Origin of the sequence: Rhizobium sullae (genome assembly GCF_025200715.1) — a bacterium.
In the GTDB taxonomy this organism is placed as follows: domain Bacteria; phylum Pseudomonadota; class Alphaproteobacteria; order Rhizobiales; family Rhizobiaceae; genus Rhizobium; species Rhizobium sullae.
In genome coordinates this window covers 2,666,865-2,681,189 of record NZ_CP104143.1, presented here as the reverse complement: position 1 = coordinate 2,681,189, position 14,325 = coordinate 2,666,865, and the positions used below count along the sequence as shown (strand labels likewise).

The following is a 14,325-nucleotide window of genomic DNA, read 5'->3' as shown; positions in this document are numbered from 1 at the left end:
AGTTCAGCCCGCATGCCGCAGGCTGACGCCGCTTCCGGTGTCGAACAGCACGACCTTCTCCGGATTCCACGAAAAGCGAACCGTATCCTCGATCCGAAGCACCGTCTGCGCCGGCACGGTCGCGTGGATGAAGTTCTCGCCGGTGCGCAGCGTCACGATCTTTTCGACGCCATGGTTCTCCACGTCGTGCACCCGTGCTTCCCCCGGCGCACCGCTGTCGAGGAAGAGGTCTTCGGGGCGGATGCCGAAGGTGAGCGGGCGACCGTCCGTGGCAATCCCGTGCCCGCTGCCGAGCGGCAGCCGGTAGCCCTCGCTGGCCACTGCCTCGCCGCTGGCAAGCGTACCGGCGATCAGGTTCATCGGCGGCGAGCCGACCGCGCGCGCGACGAAGGTGTTGACCGGGTTTCGGTAGATCTCCTGCGGCGTACCCGTCTGCACCAGTTGGCCGTTGTTGAGAACGCCGATCTTGTCGCCCATCGACATGGCCTCGATCTGGTCGTGGGTGACGAAGAGGAAGGTCGCGCCGAGGTTCATCTGCAGGTTTTTCAGCTCGGTGCGCAGCGCCTCGCGCAGTTTCGCGTCGAGAGCCGAGAGCGGTTCGTCCATCAGAAAGACGCGCGGCTTGCGCACGATGGCCCGGCCGATCGAGACGCGCTGCATCTCGCCGCCCGATAGCCGGTCGGTCTTGCGCTCGAGCAGGTGCTCGATGCGCAGGGTTTTCGCAACCCGGTCGACGCGTTCCTTGATCTCAGCGGGTTCGACGCGGCGAATGCGGGATTTCAATGGAAATTCCAGGTTCTCCCGCACCGTAAAGCGCGGATAGAGCGAATATTGCTGGAGCACCAGGGCCACGTCGCGCTCGGCGGCACCCCAGTCGGCGACATCCTGCCCGTCGATGAAGATCTGGCCTGCCGTCGGCTTTTCGAGACCGGCGATGAGGCGCAGCGTTGTCGTCTTGCCAGCGCCGGTCCGGCCGAGCAGCACGAAGAACTCGCCGTCAGCGATGTCGATGTTCAGGTTGTTCAGCGCCGTGTGGTTGCCGAAGGTCTTTGTGATACCCTTGAGTTCGATATGCGCCATCAGAGTCTGATCCCGAGCGACGAGCCGGTCGCCGTGTTGAAGAAATGCGCCTGGGCAGGGTCGATGCGCGCCCAGACGGCTTCGCCCGGGCCGGGCACGAATCCGCTCTTGGTGCGTGCCCTGATCATCTGGTCGCCGACCTTCAGGTCGACGATGTCGTGCGACCCAAGCGGCTCGATGATATGCGCCTCGACCGGCATGAAGCCCTCGCGGGCCTCGCGCGAGATCAGCACGCCCTCAGGCCGGACGCCGAGCGTCAGCTTGCCGTCCTCGGCCCCCGCGTCCGAGAGGCGATTGGCAAGGGCGGCCGGGAACTCGAAGCCCTTTACTCCGTCGCTGACCTGCACGCTGGCATGGCCGCCCGTTTCGCTGACGGTCGCCTGCGCCATGTTCATGACCGGGCTGCCGACGAACTGGGCGACGAACATGTTGGCGGGCTGAGAATAGACCTCTTCGGGCGTGCCGACCTGCTGGAGGATGCCCTCGTGCATGATGACGATGCGGTCGGCGAGCGACATGGCCTCCACCTGGTCGTGAGTCACGTAAATGGTGGTTGACCCCTGCTTGATATGCAAACGCTTGATTTCCGCCCGCATCTCCTCGCGCAGCTTGGCGTCCAGCGCACCGATCGGCTCATCCATCAGCATGGCCTTTGGCCGTCGCACGAGCGCGCGGCCGATCGCAACACGCTGCATGTCGCCGCCTGATAGCGCCGAAGGCTTGCGGCCCAGCAGGCCGGTGATGCGCAGCACGCCGGCGATCTCGCGCACCGACGTATCGACATCTTTCCGGCTCATCCGGGTGGCGCGGAGCGGAAAGGCGATATTCTCATAGACCGTCATGTGCGGATAGAGCGAGAAAGACTGGAACACCATGGCTATGTCGCGGTCGGATGCTTTGATATGCTGCACCGGCTGGCCGTCGATCAGGATGTCGCCTTCGTCGATGGTCTCCAGGCCTGCGACGGCGCGCAATGTCGTCGTCTTGCCGCAGCCGGATTGGCCAAGCAGCACGATGAATTCGTTGTCGGCGATGGCGAGATTAAGGTCCTTGATGACCTGGACGGCACCGAAATATTTCTGGATGCCGCGAAGTTCGATCTGCGTCATGAATGGCTGCCTTCGTCTGGTTGATCGTCCCGCGGGATTTTGGTCGTCACCATGAAGGCGATCAGTCCGACGAGCGTCATCGTCATGCCGTAGCGGTGGAGAAACAGGTTCCAGGGCTGGCAGAGCGCGATGATGCCGAAGATCATCAGGTACTGCGAACCGGGTTCTATATATTTCTGGTTCAGGGCGCGGAAGGTCATTTGCGGATCGCTCCGAAGCTCATGCCGCGCAGGAGATGGTTCCTGAGCAGGAAGGTGAAGATGGCGACCGGTAGCAGGAACAAGAACGTGCCGGCGGCAATCACCGTCCAGTCCGGCAGGCCGGAGCCGACCTGGCTCGGGATGAACGGCGGTGCGGTCTGCGCGCGCCGGTTGGTCATGATCAGCGCGAATGCATATTCGTTCCAGGCCGTGATGAAGCAGAAGACGGCGGTGGCGGCGATGCCGGTGGCGGCTTCCGGGATGACGATCTTGAAGAAGGCCTGCATGCGGGTGTAGCCGTCGACGAGTGCCGCCTCCTCATATTCCTTCGGGATTTCGTCGATGAAGCCTTTCATCAGCCAGACCGAGAAGGAGAGGTTGAAGGCGGTGTAGAGGATGATGAGGCCCCAGTGGGTGTCGTTGAGCCCGACGGCGCGGTACATGAGGAACATCGGAATCGCCACGACCACGGGCGGCAGCATGCGCGTCGACAGGATGAAGAAGAGCAGGTCTGCTTCCCCCTTGACCTTGAAGCGTGAGAAGCCATAGGCCGTGAAGGTCCCCATGCCCACCGCAAGCACCGTGGAGGTAATCGCGACGATGAGCGAATTCATGAAGCGGCTGGGGTAGCCGGAGAGCTGTACTTCGCCGCGGCCGGACCGCACGACCTTCTCGCCGCCGTCGAAGACGAGCCGCTCCCACCATGGGGCCGCGGCATAGTGTTCCGGCGTCGGCCGTTCGCGAAGCTGCGAGCGCTTGGCAAAGAGTTTTACGAACGGCGATACTTCCGGCTGGAAGACAATGGTCGGGGGTATCGTCGTGGCGAGGTTGCGCGGCTTGAAGGCCGTCGACGTGATCCAGTAGATCGGTGCGAGGAAGATGAGCGTGATGACGAGCACGGCGGCGATCGCCACCCGGTTCAGGGCACGCTCGGAGCGGGTTCGGACGGCGGCCATCTCAGCGCTCCTTCACCTTGTTGAGGTACTTGACGTAAATGTTGGTGATGGCGAGCACCATGATGAGCACGATATAGGCGAGCGCGCAGGAGCGCCCCGTCTGCCATTCCTGGAAGGCCATCTTGTAGAGGCGGATCGAGATCACCTCGGTCGTTGGCTGGCTTGTGAGGATATAGGCGAGGTCGAAGGTCTTGAAGGCCTCCATCGTGCGGAAGATGATTGCAATCATCAGGATGGGGGCAACAAGCGGCAGCGTGATGCGGAAGAACGTGTAGAACGGTCCGGCCCGGTCGATTGCCGCGGCCTCATAGAGATGCTTCGGCACAGCCGACAGACCAGCGAGCGAAAGCAGCATCACAAAGGGCGACCACATCCAGATGTCGGTGATCGCGACGGCGTAGAGCGCCATATCCGGGTTCGACAGCCACTCGAAGCGGCCGAAGCCGAGCGCATGGTTGATGATACCAAAGGACGGGTCGTAGAGCAGCTTCCAGAACAGGCCGACGACTGCCATCGACAGCATCATCGGCAGCAGAAGCAGTGTGGTGAGCAAACCTTTGAACGGGATGTCACGGTTGAGCAGCATAGCCGTGCCGAAACCGACGATGACCTGACCGGCGACCGACACGATCACGTATTTCGCGGTGATGGCGAAGTTCGACCAGATGAAGGGGTCGTTGAGCAGTTCCCGATAGTTCCGCAGGCCGACGAAGTTGGCCGGAGCGTTCGTTGAGGCACGGAAGTCGGTGAAGGAGTAGCCGAGCGAATAGATCAACGGGAAGATGTTGAAGATGATCAGGAACAGGATCGTCGGGACAATGAACAGATTTCGAATCTTGATGTCGCTCAAGCCCCGCGAAAAAGCACGCGACTTCGAGTCCAGCGATGTCATAACCACAGTGGCCAATGTGCTCCTCCTCCGAGAGCCGCGCGCTGGCCGCACTTTCGGCGTCCTGTTGCGCATTGCCTGAACGCGGACGTCGTGTCCCGCGAGCACCATTGCGGTGCAGAGTTGAAAAAGGGGAGGGAGCCAGGCCCCCTCCCGCGACGTCTCACCCGCTAGTGGCGGCCGTACTTCTTGAAGGTCGCGTTCCAGTCCTCGGCGAGAGCGTCGAGCGCCTCCTTTGCCGTGCCCTGGCCGGCGGTCACATAGGGGTAGATACGCTGATTCATCTGGATCAGCAGCTCGGCATATTCCGGAGTTGCCCAGAAGTCCTTCACCTTGAACATGGTCTCGTAGAACGCCTTGTTATAGGGGGTCGCATTCTGGAATTCCGGCGATTCAAGCACCTTTGCGCTTGCCGTGTAGCCGCCGAGTTCGGCCCAGCGCTTCTGGGTCTCGTCCTTGATAAACCATTCGAGGAATTTCATAGCCTCTTCCTGGTTGTCCGAGTAGGAAACGATCGAGATGCCCTGCCCGCCAAGGGCTGCGAACTGGTGGCCGTCCGGGCCGGCCGGGTTGGCGAAGAAGCCGGTGACCTTCGCGTTCGGGTTCGATGCTTCGTTGACGAGCGCCGGGAAGAAGGCGAAGTAGTTCATGCTCATCGCTGCCAAGTTCTCGGTGATCGCCTGGTTGTTCTCGACGAAGAAGCTCTTCGCCCAACCCGGAGGCGTGAACCCGTAGAGCTCGCGGTAGGTTTCCAGAGCCTTGACGTTCTTCTCCGAGTTGATCACCCCGTCGACCTTGTAGGTGCTGTAGTCGCCGAGTTCGCCGCCGAAAGAGAAGATGGCGTTCTCGACGCCCATTACGAGGCCGTCATAAGAGTTGTCGGTGTAGATCGCGATGCCGTAGCGCTTCTGGTCCGGACGATGGAAGAACTCGGCGATGTCGCGTAACTGCTTCCAATCCTTCGGCGGAGCGAGGTCGTAGCCGTATTTGGCCTTGAACGCTTCCATCTCCTTGGGGTCTTCGAACCAGTCCTTACGGTAGGACCAGCCGACGGCGTCACCTTCCGCAGGGATCGACCAGTACTTTTTCGAGTTCGAGGGATACTCGGCGTAGTATTTCACTGTTGCCGGAGCCATGACTTCGTTCAGCTTGTGCTTGTTGAAGAAGTCGGTGAGATCGACATAGTGCCCGGCTTCGGACGCAGCACCGATCCACTGGCTGTCTCCGACGACCATGTCATAGGCCGAGCCCTTAGCATTGAACTCGGTGAAGGCTTTGGTCTGGAAGTCGGCCCAGGGCGTGGTCTCGACAGTGACCTTCACGCCCGTCTGAGCCTCGTATTCATTGACGAGCTCCTGAAGGTAATTTGCCGGGTCCCACTCGGCCCAGAAGATCGTCAGTTCCTGGGCCTGTGCGGACGTTCCACAGGCCCACATCAAGCCGACACCGGCCAAGAGACCGGTCACAGTTTTGCGCATAACGTTTCCTCCCATTTATGCACGCTTCCCGCTTCATCGCGGGCCTTCCGATCCGGCCTCCCGATCCTCCTGGGCGGTGTTCGCGCTGGGGGTTCTCCCGACCCTTCGCTCCGTTTCAGATCTCAAGCCTGAATGCTATTTCCCTGATCTGGTAGTACCAAATTTCAATATCGTCAAGTGCAACTTTGGGCGGGGCTTCCGCCAAAAGTCGTCTTCAAAGTTTCTGTATCGCCCCAATAATAGCGCGTTTCTTGATGCAGTCTTGCCGGACAGTCAGATTCATCATCACCGATCTGGACAATGATATGAAAAGAATATTAATCAAACTGGTCGTACCAGTTGTTACTTCAACTTGGAGGGCTGCCAATGTCATGCCACGCTCCCCGCCTCCCGTATCGCCGCTTCAACGAGGGCCTTGGCCGCCCATTCGGCAACAGATTGAGCGTTTTCGGAGGTCAGTCCCCAGATATCTTTCAACACGACCAGGACCTCGACGCCGAAGACAAGGGAGAGCGCCTGTGCCAGGCGCTCCCGGGATTCGGGCGGCACGGTGCCCTGCAACGGCGCAGTTGCGCTCTCCAGGAGACCGACGCGGTGGCCCCGCGTGAACAGCGGCTCGTTGCCGAGCGTGCCTGCCTGGCGCTGCGCCCACTGGTCCAGCGAAAGCTTCAGCGCCGCCTTGAAGGTGGCCTCGAACTCGTCGATGCGCGGCATCGCGGTCGCCAGCAGGTCGGCAACGCGGGTGTGGGCATCGGGGCTGTCGGACGACCAGTCGAGTATGGGCCCAAGAGCCTCGTCCACCACCGCATGCACGAGCGCTGCCTGGCTTGGAAAGTAGCGGTAGGCCGTGGCGCGCGACACTTCGGCAGCCTCGGCGACTTCGCTTACTGACGGAGTGATGCCGGATTGCATGAGCCGGGTTGCTGTTTCGAGCATCAGTTTTCGCGTGCGGGCACGAGGGCCTCGCTCGGCGGTTCTGGCAGTTTCGTTCTGTTGACGTGAGACATCCATATCTTTATGATACGCGCGTCTCATAATTTTGCAAGCGCCGTTCGAATGGTCGTGAAAGTGAGGCAAGGCGGGGGGTGGACCACTTGGTCGCGGAGGGGAAATGAAGCATATTTACGTGGTCGGCACGGCCGACACCAAGGGCGAGGAGCTTGCCTATCTGGCCGCTTGCATCGAGACGGCAGGCGGCGCTGCGGTGCGGGTAGATGTCGGCACGCGCGCGCCTGCGGCCGCCGTCGATATAAGCGCCGGGACGGTTGCGGCATGCCATCCGCAGGGTGCTGGGGCCGTTCTTGGCTGCGACGACCGCGGCACGGCAGTCGAGGCGATGGGCATTGCCTTCTCGCGCTTCCTCGTTGAGCGTCGGGACATTGCCGGGGTCATCGGTATCGGTGGAGGCGGGGGCACCTCGATCGTCACCGCAGGCATGCGCCAATTGCGGCTCGGCCTGCCAAAGATCATGGTCTCGACGCTCGCGTCCGGCGATGTTGCTCCCTATGTCGATGTTTCCGACATCGTGATGATGCCCTCGGTCACCGACATGGCAGGCCTGAACCGGCTCAGCCGGGTCATCCTGCACAATGCGGCCCAGGCGATCACGGCCATGGCCAGCCGGCCGGCCGAGGTAACGGCATCCAAACCGGCCCTGGGGCTTACCATGTTCGGGGTCACGACACCTGCCGTAGCCGCCATGGTCGAGCGGCTCAGGGCGGACTACGACTGCCTGGTCTTCCACGCCACCGGCACGGGCGGGCGCACGATGGAGAAGCTTGCCGACAGCGGGCTTGTATCGGGCGTGCTCGACATTACGACGACCGAGGTCTGCGACCTGCTTCTCGGAGGCGTCCTGCCTGCCACTGCGGACCGTTTCGGCGCGATTGCCCGCACGGGCTTGCCCTATGTCGGCTCCGTCGGCGCGCTCGACATGGTGAACTTCTGGGCGCCAGAGACGGTTCCCGCGCACTATGCCGGCCGGCTTTTCTACCGCCACAACCCGAACGTCACCCTGATGCGCACGACGGCTGCCGAATGTGCCCAGATTGGGCGCTGGATTGGTGAGAAGCTCAATCTCTGCAACGGCCCCGTACGCTTCCTCATTCCCGAGAAGGGCGTCTCGGCCCTCGACATCGAAGGCGGTGTATTCTTCGATCGGCAAGCCGACGCCGCGCTCATTGCCGCGCTCGAGGCGACGGTGAAGCCGACGGCGTCGCGACGTATCGTCCGCCTGCCGCTCCATATCAACGACCCGCAATTCGCAGAGGCCGCCGTCGCGGCCTATCGTGACATCGCCAACCCCTGAGAGACAAAATCGATGCCAGCCATACCTCGCAAGACCATCCTCGAAAAATTCCACGGCATGATCGCAGCCGGCGTGCCGATTGTCGGCGGCGGCGCCGGCACGGGCATCTCCGCCAAGGCCGAGGAGGCCGGTGGCATCGACCTCATCATCATTTACAATTCCGGGCGCTACCGTATGGCAGGCCGCGGCTCGGCGGCAGGCCTTCTTGCCTATGGCAATGCCAACGAGATCGTGAAGGATATGGCGCTCGAAGTGCTGCCCGTGGTGAAAACGACGCCGGTGCTTGCCGGCGTCAATGGCACTGACCCCTTCGTGCTGATGCCGCGCTTCCTCGCCGACCTGAAGGCAATGGGCTTTTCCGGCGTGCAGAACTTCCCCACGATCGGCCTCTTCGACGGCCGGATGCGGCAGAGCTTCGAGGAGACGGGCATGGGCTACGGTCTGGAGGTCGATATGATCGCCACCGCCCACGGGCTCGACCTTTTGACGACGCCCTATGTCTTCAACGAGAGCGAGGCTATCGACATGACGGTTGCCGGCGCCGACATCGTTGTGGCGCATATGGGTGTGACAGTCGGCGGCACGATCGGCGCCACCTCCGGCAAGTCGCTCGATGATTGTGTCGATGAGATCACGGCGATCACCAAGGCTGCGCGCTCCGTGCGGGACGACGTCATCGTGCTCTGCCACGGCGGCCCGATCTCCATGCCGGAGGATGCGCGCTACATCCTCGAGCGTTGCCCCGGCTGCCACGGCTTTTACGGCGCAAGCTCGATGGAGCGCCTGCCGGCAGAGGCGGCGATCCGCAAGCAGACGGAAGATTTTAAGGCGCTCGCCATCGGAGCGATCGTCTGAGCACGAACATGGGGGGGAGCCTATTTCATGGCAAAGGACAAGTACTTCATCTATCCGGAAGATGTGAGCGCCTTCGGTTTCGACTGGGGCAAGCTGTCGCTGACGGTGGCGCCCGAGGTCAACGGCGCCAGCCAATTTTCCGGTGGTGTTGTCGATCTGCCGAGTGGTGAGGGTCATTCCCGCCACAATCATCCCGGTGCCGAGGAAATCATCTTCGTGATTTCCGGCGAGGGTGATCAGATGGTCGAGGACGAGAACGGCAATCCGATCACGCAGAAGGTCGGCCCCGGCTGCACCATCTATGTGCCGGAAAGCCGCTTCCATTCGACGAAGAACACTGGCGCTGGCACGATGCAGCTTTTCGTCGTCTACTCGCCGGCGGGGCCGGAGCTTGCGCTTCGCGCGCTGCCTGACTTCCGCCTGCTGCCGCCGGGCCACTGAAGCGGCCATACATTTTCTGGAGGAAAACGGTGAACAACAATGCAGGGAATACAAGGCCCGCCGTGCCGCCATTCGATACGGCCAAGCTTGACCGGCTCATGGAGGAGGCAGGTATCGACGTCATCGTCGCCACCTCGAAGCACAACACGCAATATCTGATGGGCGGCTACAAGTTCATCTTCTTCGCCGCCATGGATGCGATCGGTCACAGCAGGTACCTGCCGATGGTGATCTATGAGAAGGGCGCGCCAGACCACTCGGCGTATGTGGGCAACCGCATGGAAGGCGCAGAGCACCATAACAATCCGTTCTGGACGCCCGCCGTGCATACGGCGACTTGGGGCACGCAGGATGCTGCCGGGCTCGCCGTCGATCATCTGAAGAAGATCGGCAAGACCAGCGGGCGCATCGGCATCGAGCCGGCCTTCCTGCCATCCGACGCTCGCGATCTCCTTGCCTCGCGGCTCGATGGTGCCCGGTTCGTCGATGCCACGCATGCGTTGGAGCGGCTGAGGGCCGTCAAGACGCCGGATGAACTGGCAAAGCTGAGACGCGCCTCCGAACTAATCACCGATTCGATGCTGGCGACGATCGCGGCGGCCCGCGCGGGCTCAACCAAGGCGGAAATCATCGAGCAGCTCCGGCGGGAGGAAACGAACCGCGGCCTGCACTTCGAGTATTGCCTGCTAACGCTCGGCGCCAGCCACAACCGCGCCGCCTCGTCGCAGGCCTGGGCCGAGGGGGAGGTGATGTCGATCGATTCCGGTGGAAACTATCACGGCTATATCGGTGACCTCTGCCGCATGGGCGTGCTCGGCAAGCCGGATGCGGAGCTGGAGGATCTTCTGGCCGAAGTGGAGTCCATCCAGCAGACGGCGTTCGCCGGGGTTAGGGCAGGGGCTACGGGCAGCGAGATGATCGTGGCGGCGGAAGACGTGCTCAAGGCCTCCCCGTCGGCGGCCTTCACCGACTTCTTCTGCCACGGTATGGGCCTCATCAGCCACGAAGCGCCGTTCCTGATGACGAACCACCCTGTCGCCTATGAGGGCATCGATGCCGACAGGCCACTGGAAGCCGGCATGGTGATCTCGGTCGAGACGACGATGCTTCACCCAAAGCGCGGCTTCATCAAGCTGGAGGATACGCTCGCCATAACCGATGGCGGCTACGAGATGTTCGGCGACCGCGGTCGCGGCTGGAACCGCGGCGGCGTGTGATTGCATCCCAACCGTAAAAAAGAGCCCGGCGGGTGTTATGCCTGCCAGGCCTTTCGATTCTGCTCCCGGCGTCTCAAGCGTGGCGGATTTCCGTTCCCAGCACCTTCAGGCATTCCCGGATGAAGGCGGCGAGCGCAGTCCAGCCCTTGGCCGAAACCATCGTGCCGTCGACAAAGGCCTCGGTTGGAGAGAGGTCGATGTATGTGCCGCCTGCCAAGGTGACTTCGGGTTCGCAGGCCCCAAGTGCACCCACCTTCTTGCCGCGAACGACGCCATCGACCGCAATCAGGATTTGGACGCCATGGCAAATGGTGAAGATCGGCTTCTTCTCCTCGTGGAAATGGCGCACCATCGCCTGCACCCGCTTGTCGGTGCGGATATATTCCGGCCCGCGCCCGCCAGCGCAATAGACGGCGTGATACTGGTCGAGCTGGTCCTCGGCTTCGGAAAACGTCTTGTTGATGGTGACGTTGTGCCCGAGTTTTTCGGTGTAGGTCTGGTCGCCCTCAAAATCGTGCAGCGACGTCCTGAGGATGTCGCCGGCCTTCTTGTCCGGGCAGACGACGTGCACCGTATGGCCCACAGCCTCCATCGCTTGCTGATAAACGAAGATTTCGTACTCCTCGGTGAAATCGCCGGTGAGCATCAGGATTTTCTTGCCTGGCATGGGTTCTCCTCCTCGTTGTCATGTCTGGCGGGCACGTCCTTGCCTGCCGGGGGTTGCTCAGATCTCGTCGAACGCCGGCAACAGCCGGTCGCGCGAGTGTTCGATATGGATGCGCATTGCATTCGCCGCCGCGTCGGGGTCGTGCGCGGCGAAGGCATCGAGCAGCGTCTGGTGCTCGCCGAGCGCCTCCTCGGTCACGCGGCGATGGAACATCAGGCGGAAGATGTGAAAATGCGTGTGCTGGAATGCTAGCATCTCGCGGATCAGCTCGTTGCCGGCAAATTCCATGATGCGGTCGTGGAAAATGGCGTCTTGGCGGGCGAAGGCCGAATAGTTCGCCCTCTCGTCGCTGTTGTCGCTGCGCGTCATAACGCCTGCGGCCTCCGTCAGGATCGCAAGCCTTTCGTCATTCATCGCTTGGGCCGCCTTCGCAGCGCCGGCCGGCTCCAGCAGCAAGCGGAGTTCATAGAGCTCGTCGAAGCGGTGGCGTGTGATCTGAGGCGCGGCGCGATAGCCGACGAGGTGCTGCTTGACGACGAGGCCCTCGCCTTCAAGCCGGCCGAGTGCTTCACGGATCGGCGTTTGGGAGACGTTGAACTCCTTGACCAGGTTGTCGACGGTGATGCGCGCGCCCGGCGCGATCTTCAGCGACATGAGCTGGTTGAAGATCGCTTCGTAGACGTCGCCTGCCAGACTGTTGGCGCGCGGTATCTGGGTCGTAGCCGCTGAAGGTTCTTTAGGTCTCGTCGAAATCATCTGCCGCCTTGCCTCTTGACAGGTTCAATCGCTAGCACGATGCTGCGGTCAAACGCAATCCTATATCCTATACGATTTAATATAGGGAGGAAAAATTATGCGAATATCGGAAGCGGCGGCCCTCGCGCTCGCCACCCGCCTGCTGGAAGAGCACGGCGCACCGCGTGACCATGCGGCTCTGCAGGCCCGCGTCCTAGTGACGGCCGAGATGAAGGGGCACCCGTCGCACGGCCTGCACCGCCTTCCGCGACTGCTCGAACGGATCGAGCGCGGTGTCATCGACCCGGAAACGAAGGGTACGCAGTGCTGGCGGGCGGATGCCGTGATGGAGGTGGAGGGTTCGTCGGGGCTCGGCCCTGTCGTCGCCATGGCCGCGATTGAGCGGCTGGCGTCCCACATTCCCGATCTCGGCATCGGTCTCGTCGCGATTCGCAATGCGAACCATCTCGGCATGCTAGCGCATTATGTCGAGGCCATCGCCGCATTGGGTTTCGTTGGCATCGCGCTCTCGTCGAGCGAGGCGCTGGTCCATCCCTTCGGCGGTACGCGGGCCATGCTCGGCACCAACCCCGTCGCGATCGCCGTGCCGACCGCCGCGGAGCCGCTCGTGCTCGATCTTGCCACCAGCCTCGTGCCGATGGGCAGGATCCATCACCACGCAGTGACCGGTAGGCCGATTCCTGAAGGATGGGCGCGTGACGCGGATGGCCACCCAACGACTGATCCGGTGCGTGCAAAGGCCGGCGCGATAGCGCCCTTCGGCGACGCAAAGGGCTATGGCCTCGGCATCGCCATGGAGCTGCTGGTGGCAGCGCTTGCGGGTTCGGCGCTCGCGCCGGATGTGCACGGCACGCTGGACAGCCAGTCGCCATGTAATAAGGGCGACGTCTTCATATTGATCGAGCCCAGCCTCGCGCCCGGACTTCCGGCGCGGCTGTCGGCCTATCTCGATGCCGTGCGTGCCTCACCCCCGGCGAGGACTGGCGAACCGGTCCTCGTTCCGGGCGATCGTGCCCGCCGGCGGCGGGCGGCGGCGAGCCGCAACGGCTTCGATGTCGACCAGCGCCTCTGGGAAGACCTCAACGCGCTTTCCCGCTCCCGAATTCTGGCCTTCGAAGGGCAAAGATCATGAGCCTATTTGCCGTCCTGAGGCTGCCGCGCGAAATCTTGTTTGGTATCGGCCAGCGCCATGCGCTTGCGCGTGTAGCGGGCAGGACCGGCCGGCGCGCACTCGTCTGTACGGACGCACGTTTTGCCGCGACACCCGTCTTCGCCGAAATGATTGCCGCGCTCGAAGCTGCCGGCATCGTTGTGCTGGTGCATGACCAGACGCTGCCGGACGTGCCGCGCGATACGGTCGCACTTTGCGTCGAGGCCGCGCGTGGCTTTGCGCCCGACATGGTGATCGGCATCGGCGGCGGCAGTTGCCTCGATATGGCCAAATGCGCCTCGCTGCTGCTCACCCATGGCGGCGGGCTCGGCGATTACTACGGTGAGTTCAAGGTGCCGGGACCCGTCCTGCCGGTCATCGCCGTGCCGACGACGGCGGGCACGGGCTCCGAGGTCACGCCCGTGGCGGTCATCTCCGATCCAGACCGCACGCTGAAGGTCGGCATTTCGAGCCCCTACCTCATTGCCTCAGCGGCGATCTGCGACCCGGAACTCACCCTCTCCTGCCCGCCGGAACTCACCGCAATTGCCGGTGCGGATGCCCTGACCCATGCGATCGAGGCCTTCACCGCGATGCGCCGGTCCGGCGATCCGGACCTCGCGCAGCAGCATGTCTTCGTCGGCAAGAGTGATCTCTCGGACCAGTTCGCGCTGCATGCCATCCGGCTCCTCGGCCGGAGCCTGGAAAATGCCTTCGCCAACGGCTCGGACATCGATGCGCGCGCCGAGGTGATGATGGGCGCTCTCGCGGCAGGCTGCGCCTTCGGCACGGCGGGCACGGCAGCCGCCCATGCGGTGCAATATCCGGTCGGCGCCGTGACCCATACGGCGCACGGCCTCGGCGTCGCGACCATGCTTCCCTATGTAATGACCTATAATCGCCGCGTCGCGAGCGCCGAAATTGCTGTTGTCGGCAGGACGCTTGGGCTTGATCCCGCCGGTGTGGAAGACGAGGAGACGCTTGCCGATGCGGCAATCGGCGAGGTGAGCCGCCTTTTCGCCGCCATCGGCATCTCGCCGACGCTCGCCACGCTTGGCCTGCCGGAAAACCGCCTCGACTGGACCGCCGAGCAGGCGCTTGGGATTGGCCGTCTGATCAAGAACAATCCACGTTCCCTGGATTCGGCCGCCATGCGCGGCCTCGTGCGCGCCGCCTATGATGGCGACCTGGCCGCTTCCGCCCTCTGACCTTGAGAAAC

General features: G+C 62.7%; 15 protein-coding genes. 6 read left to right on the top strand and 9 right to left on the bottom strand.

Annotation, left to right across the window (positions count from 1 at the left end):
• Window positions 1-3: 3 nt before the first annotated feature.
• The 7 genes from N2599_RS13580 to N2599_RS13550 form a co-directional block, all read right to left on the bottom strand.
• Complete coding sequence (locus tag N2599_RS13580; RefSeq protein WP_027510028.1) at window positions 4-1,080, bottom strand: ABC transporter ATP-binding protein; 1,077 nt, start codon at window positions 1,078-1,080, stop codon at window positions 4-6.
• A complete protein-coding gene (locus N2599_RS13575) occupies window positions 1,080-2,189 on the bottom strand; it encodes an ABC transporter ATP-binding protein (protein ID WP_027510029.1) in 1,110 nt (369 codons plus the stop codon). The genes N2599_RS13580 and N2599_RS13575 overlap by 1 nt, the downstream gene beginning before the upstream one ends.
• Entirely contained in the window at window positions 2,186-2,389 is a 204-nt protein-coding gene (locus N2599_RS13570; protein WP_027510030.1) for a hypothetical protein, read from the bottom strand. Before N2599_RS13570 ends, N2599_RS13575 begins: the two co-directional genes overlap by 4 nt.
• Window positions 2,386-3,345, bottom strand: a complete 960-nt coding sequence (locus N2599_RS13565; protein WP_027510031.1) for a carbohydrate ABC transporter permease — start codon at window positions 3,343-3,345, stop codon at window positions 2,386-2,388. The genes N2599_RS13570 and N2599_RS13565 overlap by 4 nt, the downstream gene beginning before the upstream one ends.
• A gap of 1 nt (window position 3,346) precedes the next feature.
• A complete protein-coding gene (locus tag N2599_RS13560) occupies window positions 3,347-4,252 on the bottom strand; it encodes a carbohydrate ABC transporter permease (RefSeq protein ID WP_027510032.1) in 906 nt (301 codons plus the stop codon).
• A 152-nt stretch (window positions 4,253-4,404) separates the two neighbouring features.
• On the bottom strand, window positions 4,405-5,712 hold the full coding sequence (locus N2599_RS13555; protein ID WP_027510033.1) for an ABC transporter substrate-binding protein: 1,308 nt from the start codon (window positions 5,710-5,712) through the stop codon (window positions 4,405-4,407).
• A 369-nt stretch (window positions 5,713-6,081) separates the two neighbouring features.
• Window positions 6,082-6,723, bottom strand: coding sequence for a TetR/AcrR family transcriptional regulator (locus tag N2599_RS13550; RefSeq protein WP_027510034.1), 642 nt, complete (start codon window positions 6,721-6,723; stop codon window positions 6,082-6,084).
• A 100-nt stretch (window positions 6,724-6,823) separates the two neighbouring features.
• Between N2599_RS13550 and N2599_RS13545 the strand changes: the two genes are divergently transcribed.
• The 4 genes from N2599_RS13545 to N2599_RS13530 are packed head-to-tail and all read left to right on the top strand — an operon-like array spanning window position 6,824 to window position 10,533.
• The gene (locus N2599_RS13545) at window positions 6,824-8,020 is read left to right on the top strand and encodes a Tm-1-like ATP-binding domain-containing protein (protein WP_027510035.1); all 1,197 of its coding nucleotides are present in this window, start codon (window positions 6,824-6,826) and stop codon (window positions 8,018-8,020) included.
• Between the two features lie 12 nt (window positions 8,021-8,032).
• Window positions 8,033-8,875 (top strand): phosphoenolpyruvate hydrolase family protein, encoded by an 843-nt coding sequence (locus N2599_RS13540; RefSeq protein ID WP_027510036.1) that lies wholly within the window; start codon window positions 8,033-8,035, stop codon window positions 8,873-8,875.
• 27 nt (window positions 8,876-8,902) lie between these two features.
• Complete coding sequence (locus N2599_RS13535; RefSeq protein ID WP_027510037.1) at window positions 8,903-9,316, top strand: cupin domain-containing protein; 414 nt, start codon at window positions 8,903-8,905, stop codon at window positions 9,314-9,316.
• Window positions 9,317-9,345: 29 nt separating this feature from the next.
• Entirely contained in the window at window positions 9,346-10,533 is a 1,188-nt protein-coding gene (locus N2599_RS13530) for a M24 family metallopeptidase (protein WP_027510038.1), read from the top strand.
• 73 nt (window positions 10,534-10,606) lie between these two features.
• Here the strand turns inward: N2599_RS13530 and N2599_RS13525 are convergent, their stop codons facing one another.
• Both N2599_RS13525 and N2599_RS13520 read right to left on the bottom strand, forming a co-directional pair.
• Window positions 10,607-11,200, bottom strand: a complete 594-nt coding sequence (locus tag N2599_RS13525) for a DJ-1/PfpI family protein (protein ID WP_027510039.1) — start codon at window positions 11,198-11,200, stop codon at window positions 10,607-10,609.
• A gap of 57 nt (window positions 11,201-11,257) precedes the next feature.
• On the bottom strand, window positions 11,258-11,956 hold the full coding sequence (locus N2599_RS13520) for a GntR family transcriptional regulator (protein WP_027510040.1): 699 nt from the start codon (window positions 11,954-11,956) through the stop codon (window positions 11,258-11,260).
• Window positions 11,957-12,053: 97 nt separating this feature from the next.
• Between N2599_RS13520 and N2599_RS13515 the strand changes: the two genes are divergently transcribed.
• Both N2599_RS13515 and N2599_RS13510 read left to right on the top strand, forming a co-directional pair.
• Complete coding sequence (locus N2599_RS13515) at window positions 12,054-13,088, top strand: Ldh family oxidoreductase (RefSeq protein WP_027510041.1); 1,035 nt, start codon at window positions 12,054-12,056, stop codon at window positions 13,086-13,088.
• Window positions 13,085-14,314 (top strand): iron-containing alcohol dehydrogenase, encoded by a 1,230-nt coding sequence (locus tag N2599_RS13510; RefSeq protein ID WP_027510042.1) that lies wholly within the window; start codon window positions 13,085-13,087, stop codon window positions 14,312-14,314. The genes N2599_RS13515 and N2599_RS13510 overlap by 4 nt, the downstream gene beginning before the upstream one ends.
• The last annotated feature ends 11 nt before the right edge of the window (window positions 14,315-14,325 follow it).

Coding starts and splice junctions, on each gene's coding strand:
- N2599_RS13580 (WP_027510028.1), bottom strand. CDS start 1,080: ATGGCGCATATCGAACTCAAGGGTATCACAAAGACCTTCGGCAACCAC.
- N2599_RS13575 (WP_027510029.1), bottom strand. CDS start 2,189: ATGACGCAGATCGAACTTCGCGGCATCCAGAAATATTTCGGTGCCGTC.
- N2599_RS13570 (WP_027510030.1), bottom strand. CDS start 2,389: ATGACCTTCCGCGCCCTGAACCAGAAATATATAGAACCCGGTTCGCAG.
- N2599_RS13565 (WP_027510031.1), bottom strand. CDS start 3,345: ATGGCCGCCGTCCGAACCCGCTCCGAGCGTGCCCTGAACCGGGTGGCG.
- N2599_RS13555 (WP_027510033.1), bottom strand. CDS start 5,712: ATGCGCAAAACTGTGACCGGTCTCTTGGCCGGTGTCGGCTTGATGTGG.
- N2599_RS13550 (WP_027510034.1), bottom strand. CDS start 6,723: ATGGATGTCTCACGTCAACAGAACGAAACTGCCAGAACCGCCGAGCGA.
- N2599_RS13545 (WP_027510035.1), top strand. CDS start 6,824: ATGAAGCATATTTACGTGGTCGGCACGGCCGACACCAAGGGCGAGGAG.
- N2599_RS13540 (WP_027510036.1), top strand. CDS start 8,033: ATGCCAGCCATACCTCGCAAGACCATCCTCGAAAAATTCCACGGCATG.
- N2599_RS13535 (WP_027510037.1), top strand. CDS start 8,903: ATGGCAAAGGACAAGTACTTCATCTATCCGGAAGATGTGAGCGCCTTC.
- N2599_RS13525 (WP_027510039.1), bottom strand. CDS start 11,200: ATGCCAGGCAAGAAAATCCTGATGCTCACCGGCGATTTCACCGAGGAG.
- N2599_RS13520 (WP_027510040.1), bottom strand. CDS start 11,956: ATGATTTCGACGAGACCTAAAGAACCTTCAGCGGCTACGACCCAGATA.
- N2599_RS13515 (WP_027510041.1), top strand. CDS start 12,054: ATGCGAATATCGGAAGCGGCGGCCCTCGCGCTCGCCACCCGCCTGCTG.
- N2599_RS13510 (WP_027510042.1), top strand. CDS start 13,085: ATGAGCCTATTTGCCGTCCTGAGGCTGCCGCGCGAAATCTTGTTTGGT.